General features: G+C 39.2%; 15 protein-coding genes. 4 read left to right on the forward strand and 11 right to left on the reverse strand.

Going from position 1 to position 17,875, the window contains the following annotated elements; translation table 11 throughout:
* Positions 1 to 150 precede the first annotated feature (150 nt).
* The 5 genes from pdaA to ASU02_RS02945 all read right to left on the reverse strand — a co-directional run bounded on the left by pdaA (position 151) and on the right by ASU02_RS02945 (position 5,115).
* A complete protein-coding gene (gene pdaA, locus ASU02_RS02925; protein WP_057760809.1) occupies positions 151 to 948 on the reverse strand; it encodes a delta-lactam-biosynthetic de-N-acetylase in 798 nt (265 codons plus the stop codon).
* Positions 949 to 1,072: 124 nt separating this feature from the next.
* The gene (locus ASU02_RS02930) at positions 1,073 to 2,620 is read right to left on the reverse strand and encodes a fumarate hydratase (RefSeq protein ID WP_057760811.1); all 1,548 of its coding nucleotides are present in this window, start codon (positions 2,618 to 2,620) and stop codon (positions 1,073 to 1,075) included.
* A 373-nt stretch (positions 2,621 to 2,993) separates the two neighbouring features.
* Positions 2,994 to 3,179 carry an SE1561 family protein gene (locus tag ASU02_RS02935; protein ID WP_057760813.1) on the reverse strand — a complete coding sequence of 62 codons (186 nt, stop codon included), beginning with the start codon at positions 3,177 to 3,179 and terminating at the stop codon, positions 2,994 to 2,996.
* A gap of 89 nt (positions 3,180 to 3,268) precedes the next feature.
* A complete protein-coding gene (locus ASU02_RS02940) occupies positions 3,269 to 3,991 on the reverse strand; it encodes a GNAT family N-acetyltransferase (RefSeq protein WP_057760816.1) in 723 nt (240 codons plus the stop codon).
* On the reverse strand, positions 3,988 to 5,115 hold the full coding sequence (locus ASU02_RS02945) for a mandelate racemase/muconate lactonizing enzyme family protein (protein ID WP_057760818.1): 1,128 nt from the start codon (positions 5,113 to 5,115) through the stop codon (positions 3,988 to 3,990). Before ASU02_RS02945 ends, ASU02_RS02940 begins: the two co-directional genes overlap by 4 nt.
* Before the next feature lie 250 nt (positions 5,116 to 5,365).
* Between ASU02_RS02945 and ASU02_RS02950 the strand changes: the two genes are divergently transcribed.
* Entirely contained in the window at positions 5,366 to 6,634 is a 1,269-nt protein-coding gene (locus ASU02_RS02950; RefSeq protein WP_057760820.1) for a helix-turn-helix domain-containing protein, read from the forward strand.
* 56 nt (positions 6,635 to 6,690) lie between these two features.
* On the opposite strand, the gene nhaC is transcribed toward ASU02_RS02950, so the two are convergent.
* A complete protein-coding gene (gene nhaC / locus ASU02_RS02955) occupies positions 6,691 to 8,112 on the reverse strand; it encodes a Na+/H+ antiporter NhaC (RefSeq protein WP_057760822.1) in 1,422 nt (473 codons plus the stop codon).
* Positions 8,113 to 8,338: 226 nt separating this feature from the next.
* On the opposite strand from nhaC, the gene yfkAB reads away from it, so the two are divergent.
* A complete protein-coding gene (gene yfkAB, locus ASU02_RS02960; RefSeq protein ID WP_057760824.1) occupies positions 8,339 to 9,472 on the forward strand; it encodes a radical SAM/CxCxxxxC motif protein YfkAB in 1,134 nt (377 codons plus the stop codon).
* 80 nt (positions 9,473 to 9,552) lie between these two features.
* Here yfkAB and ASU02_RS02965 read toward each other — a convergent pair whose 3' ends face one another.
* Positions 9,553 to 10,371, reverse strand: a complete 819-nt coding sequence (locus tag ASU02_RS02965; RefSeq protein ID WP_057760826.1) for a YfkD famly protein — start codon at positions 10,369 to 10,371, stop codon at positions 9,553 to 9,555.
* Between the two features lie 548 nt (positions 10,372 to 10,919).
* Positions 10,920 to 11,978, reverse strand: coding sequence for a calcium/proton exchanger (gene cax / locus ASU02_RS02970; RefSeq protein WP_057760828.1), 1,059 nt, complete (start codon positions 11,976 to 11,978; stop codon positions 10,920 to 10,922).
* Positions 11,979 to 12,162: 184 nt separating this feature from the next.
* Between cax and ASU02_RS02975 the strand changes: the two genes are divergently transcribed.
* Together ASU02_RS02975 and ASU02_RS02980 are read left to right on the forward strand one after the other, a co-directional pair.
* Positions 12,163 to 13,347 carry an MFS transporter gene (locus tag ASU02_RS02975; protein ID WP_057760829.1) on the forward strand — a complete coding sequence of 395 codons (1,185 nt, stop codon included), beginning with the start codon at positions 12,163 to 12,165 and terminating at the stop codon, positions 13,345 to 13,347.
* A gap of 205 nt (positions 13,348 to 13,552) precedes the next feature.
* Positions 13,553 to 15,478: a heavy metal translocating P-type ATPase gene (locus tag ASU02_RS02980; RefSeq protein ID WP_057760831.1), complete on the forward strand. Its 1,926-nt coding sequence runs from the start codon at positions 13,553 to 13,555 to the stop codon at positions 15,476 to 15,478.
* A 538-nt stretch (positions 15,479 to 16,016) separates the two neighbouring features.
* Here ASU02_RS02980 and ASU02_RS02985 read toward each other — a convergent pair.
* Genes ASU02_RS02985 through ASU02_RS02995 form a run of 3 tightly spaced genes read right to left on the reverse strand, consistent with a single transcriptional unit; the run spans position 16,017 to position 17,692 of the window.
* Entirely contained in the window at positions 16,017 to 16,841 is an 825-nt protein-coding gene (locus ASU02_RS02985) for a YihY/virulence factor BrkB family protein (RefSeq protein ID WP_057760833.1), read from the reverse strand.
* 24 nt (positions 16,842 to 16,865) lie between these two features.
* On the reverse strand, positions 16,866 to 17,201 hold the full coding sequence (locus ASU02_RS02990; protein WP_057760835.1) for a YtxH domain-containing protein: 336 nt from the start codon (positions 17,199 to 17,201) through the stop codon (positions 16,866 to 16,868).
* Between the two features lie 20 nt (positions 17,202 to 17,221).
* Positions 17,222 to 17,692 (reverse strand): low molecular weight protein-tyrosine-phosphatase, encoded by a 471-nt coding sequence (locus tag ASU02_RS02995; protein ID WP_057760837.1) that lies wholly within the window; start codon positions 17,690 to 17,692, stop codon positions 17,222 to 17,224.
* Positions 17,693 to 17,875: the final 183 nt, after the last annotated feature.

The raw sequence follows: 17,875 nt of genomic DNA on the forward strand, positions 1-17,875 counted from the left end.
AACCCGAATCCGTGAAAAATTCGGGTTCTTTCATTTTATTTTGTTTACATTTTGTAAAATCTGACCACTTTTATACTTTTACAGGTTACTTTTCGGATTTACGGGCCACTTTTACCTAATTACAGGCTACTTCTCAAAAATTGACCAATGTCAATACAGCATACTCTCCTCAAACGCCTGACTCATCATTAAGTCATCCAGGCTTTTAAATGTATAGCCTCTTGCTTTTAGATCCTTAATAACCTTTTCAAGCGCATCCGCATTGTCCTTAGAAACAGTATGCAGCAGAAGTATAGCTCCGGGATGTATTTGCCGCATGATATTGTCATAGGAATATTGCCAGCCTTTTTGCTGATCGGTTAGCCAATCTTTAAATGCTAATGACCAGAAGACATGTGTATAACCGTTTTGGTTTGCCAGATGAATTGTACGTTCGCTAAAGATCCCTCTTGGCGGGCGCAAGTATGACATATGCTTGATTCCTGTCAGTTTCTCTGTTCCTTCACGTACTTTTTCCAGCTCCTCAGCAAGCCTATCGCCGCTGATTCTTGTCATATCTGGGTGGCTCCACGAATGATTGCCAATAATATGGCCTTCGGCTGCCATACGCTTAACAAGATCAGGGGCACTATTTATATAATGGCCTGTAATAAAAAAGGCTGCTGGAACTTTTTCCTTCTTTAAAATATCCAATACCTTTGCTGTATAGCCATTTTCATACCCATTATCAAAGGTAAGATAAATATCCTTTTTCGCTGGATCGCCTTTATAAAAAGCTCCCAGCCGGACCATCATATCGTCAAGAGCCTTTCCTGCATCTGCCTGCTCTTCATTTGCTCCCTTTTTAAATCCCCAATGGATAGGGGAATTGGCATAATCAGCATGAGCTGTTGTAGAAAAAAACATTAAGATTGTGCTTAGAACGATCAGATGTTTGAAAAGTTTCATCTGCGCTCCTCCTCTATTTTTTTCTTATTGTTTGTGACTGGAACAAAAACATTCCCTCTTACTGATTCCAATAAAAACCACAAAAAAGAGACCCTAAGCAGGATCTCTCTTTTAAATATCCGAATTAAAATACTCGTTCTTTAAACTTAGCTAATTTCTCTAATGAAGATTTGTCTACATCTGCATGCAGGCTGTTTCCATGAGAGTCCATTGTAACTACTGCTGTAAAGCCTTCTACCTTTAGATGCCACATCGCTTCTGGAATACCGAATTCCATTAAATCTACACCCTCAACCGCTTTAATACAATCAGCATAATATTGGGCCGCTCCACCGATTGCATTCAAATACACACCGCCATGATCTTTAAGCGCAGCTAATGTTTTGGGTCCCATGCCGCCTTTTCCAATGACCGCACGAATGCCGAACTTTTTCATGATATCACCTTGATAAGGCTCCTCACGAATACTAGTAGTCGGCCCCGCCGCTTTTACATGCCAATTTCCTTCACCGTCTTTTAGCATAACTGGACCACAGTGATAAATGACTTGACCATTTAAATCAACTGGCGCATCATGCTCCATTAGGTGGTGGTGAATCGCATCACGGCCCGTATACATTCTGCCGTTAATTTGAACAACATCTCCAACTTTTAGACTACGGATTTGTTCTTCCGTAATTGGCGCTTGTAAAGTAATGACTTCACTTTTCGTTTCTGCAGCAGCTGCTGTTTCCTTTTCTGCCTCTGTCGCTCCAAAATCGATGTTTTCTCCCTCTTGGTACATCCACTCATTGATATCTCCTGTTTCAGGATTGACAGCGACACCAAGACGGCGGAATGCCCAGCAATTATAAGCAACAGATACGAAGAAGCTTGCAGGAATACGGTTCATAACGCCTACTTTACAGCCAAGAAGGGTCGTTTCTCCGCCAAAGCCCATTGTCCCAATTCCAAGTTCGTTCGCGTGATTCATTACATACTCTTCTAATTTGCGTAAGTCTTCGTTTGGATTCACATCTTCAACCGAACGGAAAAGCTGTTCTTTTGCAAGATCATAGCCAGAAGAACGGTCTCCTCCGATTCCAACTCCAATAAAACCTGCACTGCATCCTTGTCCTTGTGCTTGGTAGACTGAATGCATAATGCATTTGCGAATGCCATCAAGGTCACGGCCTGCACGTCCTAAGCCTTCAAGCTCACAAGGAAGGCTATATTGAATATTTTTATTTTCACAGCCGCCGCCTTTTAGAATCAAGCGTGCGTCGATATAATCTTTCTCCCATTGTTCAAACTTAATAACAGGTGTTCCGCCACCAAGATTGTCTCCGCTATTTTCCCCTGTTAGCGAATCAACTGAATTCGGACGGAGCTTTCCGTCCTTTGTCGCTTGAGCGATAGCGTTTTTGATCGCTTCTTTCATCACAAGCTGATTTGCACCAACCGGTGTCTTAATTTTAAAAGTAGGCAGACCTGTATCCTGACAAATCGGAGAAACATTATCATCAGCCATTTTAATATTATTTGTAATCGTAGCTAAGCTCATCGCTGATCTCGTACCGGCACTTTCTCTTTCCTTCGCAGCTTTAATGGCGCGGCGTACGTCCCTAGGAAGCTTTGTAGAAGTTTCAACAATTAGCTTGTACATGCTTTCCTGAAATTTTTCGATATTCATGAATTGCTGGTCCCCTTTCCCTTTGTTCCCTTATATATCTATTATGAAAATTATAAATTATTTAACGTATATTATTATACCCCTATCATAATAGGTTGGAAAGACCAAGGTTTGGATATCAAATTAAAAGACTGTTTTTGCTTTTAGCTAGAAGTTGATTACCGCTCCATGCCGCTCGCTTTCCGCGGAGTGGGTGCTGAGCTTCCTCGTCGCTAAAGCGCCTGCAGGATCTCACCTGTCCAACTTCTCCTGCAGGAGTCTCACATCTTCCGCTACAATCAACGTTATATGTCTTAGATTTTTACTCAAACCATTTAATCAAAAAACAACAATCCTTTAGAATAGAGCTAAATAAAAAAGAGCCAAGCGGCTCTTATTCTTCACGGTTATTAAATTCACGGCATTTTGTTTCAAGATCATCAATCATGTCAATTAAACGATCAATATCTTCAAGTTCCGTTTCTTCTGGTTCAATTGCTTCCAAGACATCAAGAAACATATTCAACCGCTGCTTTAAAAATGAAACCTGGCTATTTTTATCTTTAATCGGACTACCCAAATCGTTCTCTCCTTTCACTACGTTACCATCCTATCGAAAAATCCTTCCATTCGCAAATATATTTTTTTCTCTTTGTCATCTCAATTTATTTATCTGCCTCGCCAGGCATTTCTTGTGTGAAGGGCATATTTCACCCACCATTCTCCTGCTCGTTCTTCCATTTGCAGTCCCTGCCAGCCTTCAGTTAGTTTTGATTGTTGAGCACTAAATTCTTTCATTGGAATAAAAATTGTTTCCTTATATTCAGGTTCTCCTATTTCTTCTAAGTCTTTCACAAAAATATACCGCAAACTGCCGCCATATTTTTCTTTTAAAGCGGCTATCCTCATTCCTTGTGAAAATTTGTCCTTAAGACTTGGAATATTAAAAGGGGCAACCGTACAACAGACGTAGCGGTATGAATGATTCTTCTTTGCTAATTCCTGCATGATGAGGCTTGCTAATATTTTTTGCAATTGGTTTCCGCGGAATGCTGGAAGCACATTCGAAATCTCCTGGTAAATGACCTTGGGTAATTCTGATTCCGATAGCCCGATATCCCATCCTAAATGCTCTTCATCAATAGGAGGTACTAGCAATGCACGAAAGGCAATTAGCTTTTTCTCAGCAAATGCACCAATCATCCTCCCATTTCCTTCTAAGATGAATTGAAATTCTTCAGCTGATAACGGCTGAAGCCGCTCCTTATTTTCCAGCTGATGGATCACATGGTTTTGTACATTCAATATTTCTGGCAAATCTTCCAACGTTAATTTTCTTACAGTAAAGGAGATCTGTTGATTTTTAAGTATTCCTTCATAAACGTGACTCACACATTCTCCTCCTTTAAATGAACACTCTCATGGAAAACTGTTAATTCTTTAAGCATTTCATCATTTACGTCCACTCCAAGGCCTGGCTTCTCTGTTAGCCGGATAAATGGCACATCATAATGAAGATTGCCTACATCTTTTGAGAATTTCAGCGGACCAGTCAGCTCTACACTCTTAATCACTTTTTTAGAAAAAGCAACATGGAAACCGGCTGCAGAGCCAATGGAGGATTCCACCATGGACCCAATTTGGCACTCAATGCCTGCAAGCTCGGCCTGATATGCAAGCTTAACCGCTGGATAAATGCCTCCGCATTTCATTAATTTAATGTTCACTTTATCAGCGGCACGTTTTTGGATAATCTCCAGCATTTCACGAGGTCCTTTTAATCCTTCATCAATCATTAACGGAAAGACAGACTTCGCTTTTATCTCAACCATTCCATCGATATCATCTGCCACAACCGGCTGCTCAACCCAATCAAGATTACAACCCTGTAATTGATTAAGAGCGGTTAACGTTGTTGCACTATTTCTCCAGCCTTGATTGACATCTACTCGAATCGCAATCTCTTTTCCTACCCTTGAGCGAACGGCTTGAATACGCTTAACATCCAAGCTAACATTTGTTCCTACCTTCATTTTAAAGGAGCGGTATCCCTGCTCAACCATTTCAGCAGCTTCAACTGCCATTTCTTCTGGCTCTGCAATACTTAAAACATGAGTAATCGGAAACTCATCATGATATCTGCCGCCAATAAGCTGAAACACTGGCTGATGCAGCTTCTTCCCCATAATATCAAAACAAGCAATATCTATGGCTGCTTTTGCCGTCGGAGCACCATAAATTGCTTTGTTCATATAATCATGAAGCTTTTCTATCTCCATCGGGTTCTTTCCCATTACAACAGGTGCAAGAGTATTTTTGAGAATCTGGTAAACGCCTTCCCAAGACTCTCCTGTCACATGCTCATCCGCTACCGCTTCCCCATATCCAACAATGCCTTCATCTGTTTCTATTTTTACAATAACAGATGGCATATAATCGTAAGTATGGTAGCTGACAACAAATGGGACATGAAGCGGTAAGTGAATCGCATAAAGATGAATAGCTGTAATTTTCATTTGTAAAAACTCCCTTATTTTTTAATTTACAAATATTCTATTTATTTGATATAGTTGTCGTTAAATAGTCGTTAATTAGGAAAGTCAGAAGCACCTTGATCATTGCCGTACAAACTAGAAGGTACAACGGTAAAGGAAATAAGGCAAGAGTAAGCGAACCGATGCTGACTTATCGTGGGTAGGAGACCTAAATTTCTGATAGGCGATAGGACGGTTGCGCTAGATATTCCCTATAAAAAGAGGTGAACCAATGAAAACAAGAATTGCAGTAATAAGTTCAACTGAATTTTTCGAACGAATCAAATCTGTTGCATCTTTAATTAATGAGGTTGAATTAGACAGTTACATCTATCAAGATCCTCTCCAGGCACCTAGTTTAATGAATCAGCTTAAACCTTGTGATGTTGTGTTCTTTTCTGGGGCATTGCCTTACTATTTTTCTAAAAAAGAACGGGAGCAGCTGCCAGTTCCTACTCTTTATTTAGCTCAGGATGAACTAACAATATCATCTTCCTTATTAGCTGCTATCTATCATAAGCAGGTTTCATTCGATCGTATATCCATTGATTTATTCAACTCTGCCATCGTTGAGGATGTACTTTCTTCAGTAGATATTGAAACTTTCCCAAAGCATGTCATTGACTACAAGGATATGCTTAATAAGGATAGCTTCAATTTATTCGAGATTGTCTCTTTTCATCAATCCTTATGGGAAAAGGGAAAAATTGATTTAGCTATAACAAGCATCCATGCTGTTTACGATCAATTAGTGCTTCATGGGATCCCTTCTATGCGAATGGCAGACCCGAAAACCTCGGTAATTCGCGGATTACAAGAAGCAAAATCATTTGCCATGTATAAAAAGAGTCTATCGGCACAGATCGCAGTTGGCTATTTATCGACAGACTTACAAGTAAAAGAACTTGAGAAACTCTTTGAAGCAATTGCGCATGCCATTCATGCTTCAATTCAGCAAATCAGCTCTACTGGTTATACATTATACAGCACTCGCGGTGACATTGAAGGATTACTAGAGCAGGATATACTCCTTCAGTATTTTTCAGGTTTCCCTGGTGTATCTATCGGATTTGGCTTTGGTTCAACAATTATGGAAGCGGATAAAAACGCTCTAGTTGCTCTGCGTTTTGCCGAAAAAGATCAAAAAGAAAGCTGCATGTACATTTTGACGAATGACAAGAAATTGTTAGGCCCTTACCCAAAGGAGAAAAAGCAGCAGCGCTTAATCAATGATCATCCTGAATTGCTTCAAATTGCTCAAAAGGCAAAATTAAGTCCGGCTAATCTTTCTAAGCTCATCCAATTTGGAAAGGAAAGACAATCCCATCACTTTACCGCGGCAGATCTTAGTGAGTATTTGCAAGTAACCCGAAGAACGACTGAGCGGATTATAAAAAAACTAGCTGATCACGGATATATCAGTACAGTCGGTGAGGAAATGACCTATCAGCAAGGACGACCAAGAGCTGTATATATACTTAATTTACCAATTTACCAGTAAGATTCTGAATGTAGGAAAAAGGAAAGTTCATTCAAAAATGAACTTTCCTTTTTTCCTTATCCTTTAAGAACAGTATGTTCTTCTTTTTCCAGTGCTAGCTTTTCTGTTTCTGTCAGTTTAACGATAGAAAATCCAGTTATAGCAAAGATAATTGAAATAATTGGTACGATAAAATTAAGTACAGCATATGGCGCATATTGGAACGCAGATACTCCAAGTGTGCCGAAAATGAACACTCCACATGTATTCCAAGGAATGAAGACGGACGTTAATGTTCCCCCATCCTCTAGAGCCCTTGATAAGTTTTTCGAGTGAAGCCCTTTGTCACGATAAGCTTTTGCAAACATGCGAGATGGAATAACAATAGAAATGTATTGCTCAGAACATGCAGCATTTGTAGCAAAGCAGGAAGCAATAGTAGAGATTACCAGACTCTTCGCTGTTTTAGCTAGTTTCAAAATTTGTGAAACAATGGCACTGAGCATTCCTGTATTTTCTAGTATTCCTCCAAAAGTCATTGCGACAATGGTCATTGAAACCGTGTACATCATGGAGTCTAATCCTCCGCCGTTAAAAAGATTGTCCACCATTTCATTCCCAGTATTAATGACAAACCCGCTTTGTAATGTAGCAACTGCGTCAGCTACATTTCCTCCTTGAACGATAATTTGTGATAGAAAACCTAGTAATATCCCTATTACCAAAGCCGGAACAGCAGGAACTTTTTTGGCTACTAAAATAATTACGATTAATGGCACGGCTAACAGCCAAGGGGATATCACAAAGCTATCCTGCATGACTCCAATAATTTGATCAATATTGGCAGTATCTACATTCCCTTTCCCAAAGTTCCTTCCTAAAAATGCATATGTAACTAATGCAATAAGGAGGCCTGGAATTGTTGTATAAAACATATGTTTAATATGTACAAATAAATCTGTATTTGTCAGCCCTGAAGCTAAATTGGTTGTGTCTGAAAGCGGTGACATTTTATCCCCAAAATAGGCACCTGAAATGATGGCTCCCGCTATCATTGGAGCAGGTATCCCCATACTTAGTCCGATCCCCATCCCAGCGACACCAATTGTTCCCATTGTTGACCATGAGCTTCCAATTGCTAAAGATACAATTGAACAAATGACACATATTGAAACTAGGAATAGTGAAGGCGTGATGATCTTTAATCCATAATAGATCATCGTAGCTACAACTCCTCCGCCGATCCAAGCCCCAATTGTAAGGCCGACGAGCATAATAATAATAACGGCTGGCAAAGCGAGACGAATCCCCTTATACATGGCTTCTTCAATTTCCTTCCATTTATAGCCAGAACGCCAAGCAACTAGTGCCGCAACAGATGTCCCAACAATTAAAGGAATGTGCGGTCCCTGCTCTAGTACAACAACCGTAAGAGCCATTACGACTATCATTACAGCAAGCGGAATTATGGCAACTTTAAACGATATCTCCCTCTTCATAAACATTCCCCCAAGCCCAGAATACAACTATTATTAGATAATTTAAAATTGTCGTTAAATAGTCGTTAATAAAAATATAATAATCTTTCATATAGTTGCAAGTCAATTAATTTTTATCCAAATATAATTTCAGAAAAGTTGGTTTTTATTATGCATAATCAGTATCTATTGACAATATAGCCAGTAAAATTAATAATATCAGATGTTACTAGAAAGGAAGAAAATAATGATAGGAAAGCAAAAACAAATAAGCCCGATGTATGACCCGTGGGAAGCGTATATGGACATGGAGGAATATGGAAAGCTTACATTGTCTAATATTGAGTTTACGACTACTGTTTTGTGTAACATGAGATGTGAGCATTGTGCTGTCGGCTATACTCTTCAGCCTAAAGATCCTGATGGACTGCCAATCGATCTCTTACTTAAAAGATTAGAGGAAATCCCACATTTGAGATCTTTAAGTATTACTGGCGGAGAACCAATGCTATCGAAAAAGTCTGTGGAAGCGTATGTTGTGCCATTACTCCGTTACGCACATAATCGTGGTGTTCGGACACAGATTAATTCGAACTTAACTATTGAGCTAAGCCGTTATGAAGCAATCATTCCTTATCTTGATGTGCTGCATATTTCTCATAACTGGGGCACAGAGAATGATTTTATCGAAGGCGGTTTTGCGATGATGGAGCGCAAGCCATCCGTGGAACAAAGGATGAAGCTTTTCGATCGGATGATTGAGAATAGCCGTGAGCTGGCAAAGGCAGGTGTGATGGTTTCAACTGAGACAATGCTTAATAAACGGACCTTGCCCTACCTTGAGAAAATCCATAAGCAAATTGTTGAGGATATGAACTGTGGACGTCATGAGATTCACCCCATGTATCCTTCCGATTTTGCCTCCACATTAGAAACACTTTCTTTAGAGGAAATGCGTTCTGCTATTCATCATTTACTGGATATTCGGAATGAAGATACATGGATGCTGTTTGGCACCCTTCCATTTTATGCATGCAGCCCAAATGCGGATGATTTAGATCTATTAAAACGGCTCTATGCTGCAAAAAATGTAACGGTGCGAAATGATCCTGATGGACGCTCCCGCTTAAATGTAAATATTTTCACTGGTGAGGTCATTGTAACTGATTTCGGTGATACCCCAGCACTTGGAAATATTCAAGAGGATTCGCTAGAAGATGTATTTCAAAAGTGGATGGGCTCTAACCTTGCAGAATCATTGAACTGTCATTGCCCTCAGGTTCGCTGCCTTGGTCCGAATGTACTTGTGAAAAACAGCTATTACAAGGATATTGATTTTCTCAAACGAAAAGCCCAGTTTACAACAACAACCAGCCGCTAAAACGGCTGGTTGTTTTTTACTATTCATCTGTGTAGAATAAATACCCTTTATTTTCCCAAAACTGTGTAAAGCTCCAGATATTATCTCGGGTGTTCAGATGCCATGAAACCGAATGAAACATGATCTTGGATCGGAATCCATGCACCCACACCTTGTGAAGTAACATTTTTAATGATAATCATTTTTTTGTTTCCTTTTAGCATGATATACACTTCTCCATAAGTCACCTTTCCTTTTTCATTGACTGCAGGAGCATACGCATATAAATAACCTAATCGCTTAGGAGGAATGTTGTACTTATGGTCCTTTTTTGTTCCTCCACCAATAATCGTCTCGAAATCAAGCGGCAATCCTGACTTCTCCATCGCTTTTACCAGCATCATCTTTTTGACATCTTCGGTATTGGGTACTTTTGCTGTTAGACCGCCTCTGACAATTTTTTGAACTTCTTGAACATAATGAATTTGATATGGCGCTTTTCCTCCTCTGTTATCAAAATAATTGGTATTAATCTTTTGATATTCCCAGTTCGGTGAAGTTTCAGATGACTCATAATTAAGCGGCCATTGCCCTAGATAAACGATTGCACGATACCCTATAGCAAATGGTGTGCTATTCACAGTCGTTTCATTAAGCATTCGAATGAGATCAGGATTTTCTATTTTCACTTTCGATGAATCAATTAACTTTTGTGTCAGTTCACTAGGCTGCAGTGTTGGCATATCCTGGGCTGGATTCGGATACGTATTTTCTTTCGTTATTTGCAATACCGAATTCGGAATCGCTATTCCCTTCGGAATTTGCTCATCCTTTTTCTTCTCTTTATCTGCCTCAGCAGGATGTTGTAGGGTAAAAACAATAATTAGACCTAACAAGAAAATGGACAAGTACTTTTTCATGCTGATGAACTCCTTTCAATTCACAATCTTTTTAGGTATGCTTATAGTTTTTTCGGAGTTCTGTAATATTATCCATTCCTAGAAATAAAATTAACCTCGATTTCACCTATTTTGTAACACATTTGTAAAAATCAGAATATTTACAAATCTTAATAATTAATTTATAATAAATTTACTTAATAGAAAAAGGAGGGCGGTTAAGTCGATTCGCTTATTACTAAAGGAGGATGACATTTTTATTGTATAGAAATCATCGTTCCAACATAGGTTTTGTGGTCAAATAACAACATGAAAGTTGGTGATCAATGCCTTTTCAAGCGAGTAGATTGACATTCCTTTTTTAAACGGAGAATAGAAACGGCTCTGCAGTTGCTGCAGAGTCGTTTTTTGTTAGGAAAAGCAATTTATAATGGACAAACTGCGTTTTATTGTGTATACCTCATTTTTATTTGCACACTACGGCGCTTTTTTGTACATTCTTTTTTTTAGTTCTTTACACCTTCCCATTATTGTTTCCAAACACCCAATTCATTAGAGTCTAAAAATTTTCACAAGAGGTAAAATCCAATTCCCATTATTAGATAAGCTGCAAGCAATGTTGCTCCTTCAAACCAATTGGTTTCGCCATCATTTGAAATGATTATCATAAGTAAGGCTGCGGTAACCATTGTTATGAGCTCTGGCAGTGTGAATACTAATGGCATTGCTGTGGGAAACATTAAGGAGATTAGAACTAGCAGCGGCGCGACGAACATCGCTACTTGCAAGGTTGAACCTATGGCAATTTCAACGGCAATGTCCATTTTATTCTTATAGGCCATAATGATTGCTGATGCATGTTCAGCCGCATTCCCTACAATGGCAACGATGACTACCCCGATAAATAGCTCTGACCAGCCGAAGGTTTCTCCTACTGATTCAAATGTATGCACTAAGTTTTCTGAAACATAAGCGACCGCTATGGTTGCAAGGAGAAGAACAGTAATCGCTTTGCCTTTCCCCCATTCAGGCTCTTCCTCTTCATGCCGACCTTCGCTTACATCATCCGTTTGATAGACCCCTCGATGGGTCACAAGCTTGAATAGTAAAGCTGCTAAATATAAAACAATCAAAATAATAGAGATCCCTACACTAAAACTTAATGTTTTACTTTCCGGCATCGTCTGAGAAAAAATCTCAGGGATCACAAACGCAACAATGACACCAAACATGAGAAGCCCCGAATTGTGTCTAGCATCAAACACATTAAAGGTTTGACGTTTATATTTAAGCCCGCCGATAAAAAAGGATAAACCGGCAACTAATAATAAATTTCCTAATACCGACCCAGTTAGGGAAGCTAAGACAACACCAATCAAACCCTCTTTCAGCGCAAAAATGGATATAATCAGTTCAACCGCATTTCCAAAGGTAGCATTCAATAACCCGCCAATCCTTGGCCCCGCTACAATTGCCAGACTTTCAGTTGCTCTTCCCATAAAACTTGCTAATGCAATGATTGTTAAGCAATAAACGATAAATAAGATAATACTTGACCAATGCATTAGGGTTCCGATGACAGATAAAGGAACTCCAGCCAATACTAGTACCATAAAAACTTTATTCATTGAATTGAATCATCCCTTCTGAAACAAATTTCACATTTCCTCCGGCTTGCTGCACACTTTTCACCTTAATATGTCATTTTATTCTTCCCTGACAATTGATTTAAAAACATTATTTTTCTTGCCATTCCCAGTTATTCTCGAGTACCATCATTAGTGAGCGCAAAAAGAAATAGAGGGATTCATAATGAACAAAGAAAATACAAGGTTTTGGATTTTAGTTAGTATTGTTGCAATTTCCGGATTTAGTCAGGGAATGCTGCTCCCTCTGATCGCTATCATTTTTGAAAATGAGGGAATATCCTCCAGCTTAAATGGACTAAATGCGACGGGCTTATATATCGGCATCCTGCTCATTTCTCCTTTTATGGAATATCCATTAAGAAAATATGGCTATAAACCAGTAATTATTCTTGGCGGTTTACTTGTTGTTCTTTCACTCATCCTGTTTCCTTTTTGGAAATCCTTTTGGTTTTGGTTTATTTTAAGACTGTTAATCGGAATCGGTGATCATGCCCTGCACTTTGGGACTCAAACATGGATTACTTCTTCTTCACCTGAGCATAAAAGAGGGCGGAATATTTCGTTATATGGACTATTTTTTGGCGTCGGGTTTGCGATTGGACCTTTAATGGCCCCGCTTGTCAAAGTTAACGAGGCTTTGCCTTTTATCATTTCGTCTGCACTTTGCCTCATTGCCTGGGTATTTATTTTTACATTAAAAAATGATTATCCTGAGCAAACGATTGAGGTTAATTCAATTAAAGAAACAATCAAGCGTTTTAAAAAAGCTGCGAAATACGGATGGGTTGCATTCCTGCCTCCTTTAGGCTACGGATTTCTCGAAGCCTCATTAAATGGGAGCTTTCCTGTATACGGGCTTAGAATCGGGCTAGACATATCCAGTGTATCGATTCTGCTCACCTCCTTTGCAATTGGTGCCATTGTTTTTCAATTGCCATTGGGGATTCTTAGTGATAAATATGGAAGAAGAAACATATTGATGATTATTTTATTTGCCGGTTTTTTAAGCTTTATGGCAGCAAGTTTCATGGAAGAAAGCATAATCGCTCTAACGATCTGCCTATTTATTGCTGGTATGGTTGTCGGCTCAACCTTTTCCCTTGGCATAAGTTTTATGACTGACTTAATGCCAAAGAATCTCCTTCCAACAGGAAATCTTCTTTGCGGGGTTGCCTTTAGTATTGGGAGTTTAGCCGGACCCTATATCGGCGGAGTCTTTATTCAATATTTCAAAACAATTAGCTTTTTCAATATCATAAGTATAATGCTCTTGCTCATCTTTTTGATTGTTGTTCTATTTGGGCAAAAGCAAACTTCTGCAAAAAAGGAAACATATTTTAATAGCTGAAAAAGAAACATTTTCCTGTTCATTGCATTCCTTATATAGTAAACTAGAAATAATAATTATAATAAATGACTATGTGTCTGCAATGATTTTTTGCTGTCGCCTCCGGGCGGCAGCTTTCGTCGTTTTATAGGGCAATTGACGTTGATTATTTTTCTCAACAAGAATAACAAAAAGTTTTAATTCATCATACAAAGGAGGAAAAATCTTGAGTTCTGAAGTGAAAACATTAATTCAAAGTACAACATTAGCCGAAAACAAAAGCTTATTCGAAAAAGCGAAACCGCATGCGGAATTAATAGCTGCTCTGCTAAGCGGTGTTCTTATTGCAGCCGGCTGGATCCTAGATAAAAATGAACTTGCTGCTGCTTCAATCACCACTTATATCATTGCCTTTATCATTGGCGGCTTTGCTAAAGCAAAGGAAGGCATTGAAGAAACTATTGCCAATAAAGAATTAAATGTTGAGATGCTGATGATATTTGCAGCCATTGGCTCATGCATAATTGGCTACTGGACAGAAGGTGCCATACTCATTTTTATCTTTGCCGTAAGTGGTGCCATGGAAACGTACACGATGAACAAAAGTCATAAAGAGATATCGGCTTTAATGGAGCTGCAGCCAGAACAAGCCTTACGGATCAATGACGGCTTTGAGGAAAAAATCCATGTTTCCGAATTAGAAATTGGAGATTTCATTTTAGTAAAACCCGGTGAACGAATTCCTTCTGACGGCAAAATTGCCAAAGGTCATACAACCATTGATGAGGCTGCGATTACTGGGGAATCCATCCCTGTATCTAAAGAAAAAGAGGATGCCGTTTTTGCTGGAACAGTCAATTTAAATGGCTCTATTACTATAGAAATTACAAAGCCAAACAGTGAAACTCTATTTCAAAAAATCATTCTGCTTGTTCAATCTGCACAAAGTGAAAAATCTCCTTCCCAGCTGTTTATTGAAAAATTTGAAGGCACTTATGTCAAGGTGATCTTAACCATTGTTGTGTTGATGATGTTTCTCCCGCACTACCTGTTAGGATGGAGCTGGATGGAAACCTTTTACCGGGCGATGATCTTGCTTGTTGTTGCTTCTCCCTGTGCTTTAGTTGCCTCCATTATGCCTGCTACTTTATCTGCAATTTCAAATGGGGCAAGGCATGGGATCCTTTTTAAAGGAGGCGTTCATTTAGAAAACTTAAGCCATTTAAAAGCGATTGCATTTGATAAAACAGGTACATTAACAAAGGGAAAACCTGAAGTAACTGATATTATTGCTGCCGATGGCGTTTCTGGTGAGGAAGTTTTATTAGTAGCTGCCTCCATTGAAAGTCACTCTACTCATCCATTAGCGAACGCTATTGTTCATTATGCAAAGAAGACTATAGACAAGGCATTTATTACTCCTGAAAGGATGGAGGACGTTCCTGGCTGGGGAGTAAAGGCTACTATAGTTGAGGATGAGTGGAAAATTGGCAAAGCATCTTTTGTTGGGCTTGATGCAGCCGAAAACTTTTCAAATGGCGCATTAGAAAAAATGGCTAATCAAGGGAAAACTGTTGTTTTCGTTCAAAAAAATGATGAAATAGCTGCGCTCATCGCTCTGCAGGATGTGGTTCGTGAAGAGACAAAAAAAGCGATTGATCAATTAAAAAACCAGGGCATTTATACAATAATGCTAACTGGTGACAGCCAAAAAACAGGGAAAGCCATTGCAAATGAAGCCCACTTAGATGACTTTATTGCGGAATGTTTACCTGAAAACAAAGTGGAGCACTTAAAAAAGCTTAAGGAAACACATAGCAATGTTGCCATGGTTGGAGATGGAATTAATGACGCTCCCGCCCTTGCTACTGCTAATGTTGGGATTGCTATGGGAGAAGGCTCTGATGTCGCGCTCGAAACAGCAGATGTCGTTCTCATGAAGAACGATTTGCCGCGCATTTCTGATGCAATAGAACTTTCAAGACGAATGAATCGCATCATTAAGCAAAATGTGGTCTTTTCCATCACCGTTATTATGTTCTTAATTGCATCCAACTTTCTTCAATTTGTGGATCTTCCATTCGGTGTTATCGCTCACGAAGGCAGCACCATTTTAGTTATCCTCAATAGCTTAAGATTATTGAAATCATAATAAGAAAAGCGCAAGCGCCTTGGTCATCGCCGGACAAACTGGAAGGATCACGACTGAGATAAAGGAAACACGGTGAGCGGGAGCGAACCGATGTTGACTTATCGTAGGGAGGGAGCCTGAAGTTTGTTAGGCGATAGGCGCTGGAGCTAGACATATAGAAAAGCGCAAGCGCCTTGGTCATCGCTGGACAAACTGGAAGGACCACGACTGAGATAAAGGAAACACGGTGAGCGGGAGTGAACCGATGTTGACGCAAACGTTGCGGAGAAGGCCTGAAGGTTGATAGGCAATAACGCTTGCGCTAGACAATCATAAAAACAGCCCGGGATTTCCCGGGCTTTTCTTAATGATATCCATTTTGACCGTTTGCAGAACCAGATGTTTTTTGTTTCGGCTTATTCTTACCCTTTTGCTTTGTTCCGCCATCTTTTTTTGTTTGCTTTGTCATTTTGTTGCCTCCTTTGATAATCAATCATTTCCCCCTGTCTTATTCTTTAACAGAAGCTTATTTTTATCATAGGAAACTTATAGCATATTCTTAACAATCATCGTTTTTATATTTACTGAAAATGGCATTGATTTCTCCGCCAATAATGATGATGACCCCTGTTAAATAAAACCAAATCATCAATACAATAATCGCACCAATACTTCCATACGTTGCCGAGTAGTTGCCAAAATTCGTTACATAATAGGAAAACGCTAAGGATGATAAAATCCATCCAAATGTGGCGAATATAGCTCCTGGAACAACAGTTATACACCTTAATTTTTTATTAGGAGCGATCCAATAAAGCCCTGTAAAAACAATGAATAAAATGATGGAACTAACGAGCCACCTAAGTGTATTCCATATCGACATGAACTCATCAGAAAGGCCAAACTTAGCAAATAAATAGATCCCAATCAGCTTTCCAAATACAGGAAGGAGCAGCGCGACGACAAAAACAAACAACATCGCAAAGGTAAATAAAATTGCCATACCTCTTGCAATCAGAAAAGGACGGCTTTCCTCTACTTCATAAGCGGAATTCAGCGCTTTAACAATTGCATTAATTCCATTCGAGGCTGACCAAATGGTTGCAATGATACCAAAGGATAGGAGCTTTCCATTTTTTTGTGAAAGTTGATTAATATTTGTTTCAATTAACTGCATACTCTCTCCCGGTGCAAAATCACGGATAACTCCGAGGATATCCTCTTGAGTGATAGGCAAATAGGGCAAGAGAGTAACTAAAAATAATAGCAATGGGAAGAGAGAAAGCAGGAAGAAATAGGCCAATTGAGCAGCAAGACCGAATATATCATTCGCTATTATTCTTTTTACTAATCTCGGAATAAGAGTCGAGAATACTTGTCCCATTTCAACATCTCCCCTCATTTCTGCTTAGTTCTTATTTTCGATTGGCCACTCTTTATAAGACTCATCGAATTCATCTTCCAGTCCTGCAATATCTGCTGTTCCTTCCTTTAATTCTTCTACCTTGCCAGCAATATAGGAAACATCAGAAGTCACTTGCTCAATGGTTGATTTCACCTTATTCGTCATGTCCTTCACTTGGCTGATAGCCTCGTTAGGATGCTTGATATAATGTGTAATCTCACCCGTTGTCTTTTTACAATTTGCTGCAACAGCTTGTCTCGTGTCCTTATCAAATAAACTTAATGCACCTCCAGCTATTGCACCCAAAAGTACACCTTTCCAAAATAATGATTTCCCCATTTTTTACACTCTCACTTTCTTTATATATTATGGTTCCTGCGAAGTTCATTTAATAAATTTGTACATCCTATTTTCACCAGTTCATATGTTTCCTCAAAATCCCCTGTAAAATAAGGATCCGGTATATCCTTTTCTTGTCTTTCATCGACATAATCAAGGAGTCTAACAATATGTGCAGAAGAATTTGCCTTCTTAAGCTTCTCGATATTTTTAACATTAGAAGTATCCATCGCCACTATGTATTGAAAATCAAGTAAGTCACTTTCTCGAATTTGCCTTGCACGAAGGCCCTCTGCATCAATCTTATATTTTGTCAAAATGCTTCTAGTTCCTTCATGAGGCTGACTGCCAACATGCCAGTCCCCTGTACCTGCTGAATCTACTTTGACCTCATGTTCCAATCCTTCCCTCTTAACAAGCTCTCGAAACATCGCTTCTGCCATAGGTGACCGGCAAATGTTTCCTAAACATACAAATAAAACATTAATCATGTTCCAATTCCTCCTTGTCATCATTTTCTTCCAAATTGCCGTCTTCTGCAACCCATAGCAATATTTACTGTTGACATTTTATAATGAACATGGAAAGATGGGAATATTATTAGAAAAGCGGAAGCGCCTTGATCATCGCCGGACAAACTGGAAGGACCGCGACTGAGATAAAGGAAACACGAA

This window comes from Cytobacillus praedii (assembly GCF_001439605.1).
Classification (GTDB): domain Bacteria; phylum Bacillota; class Bacilli; order Bacillales; family Cytobacillaceae; genus Cytobacillus; species Cytobacillus praedii.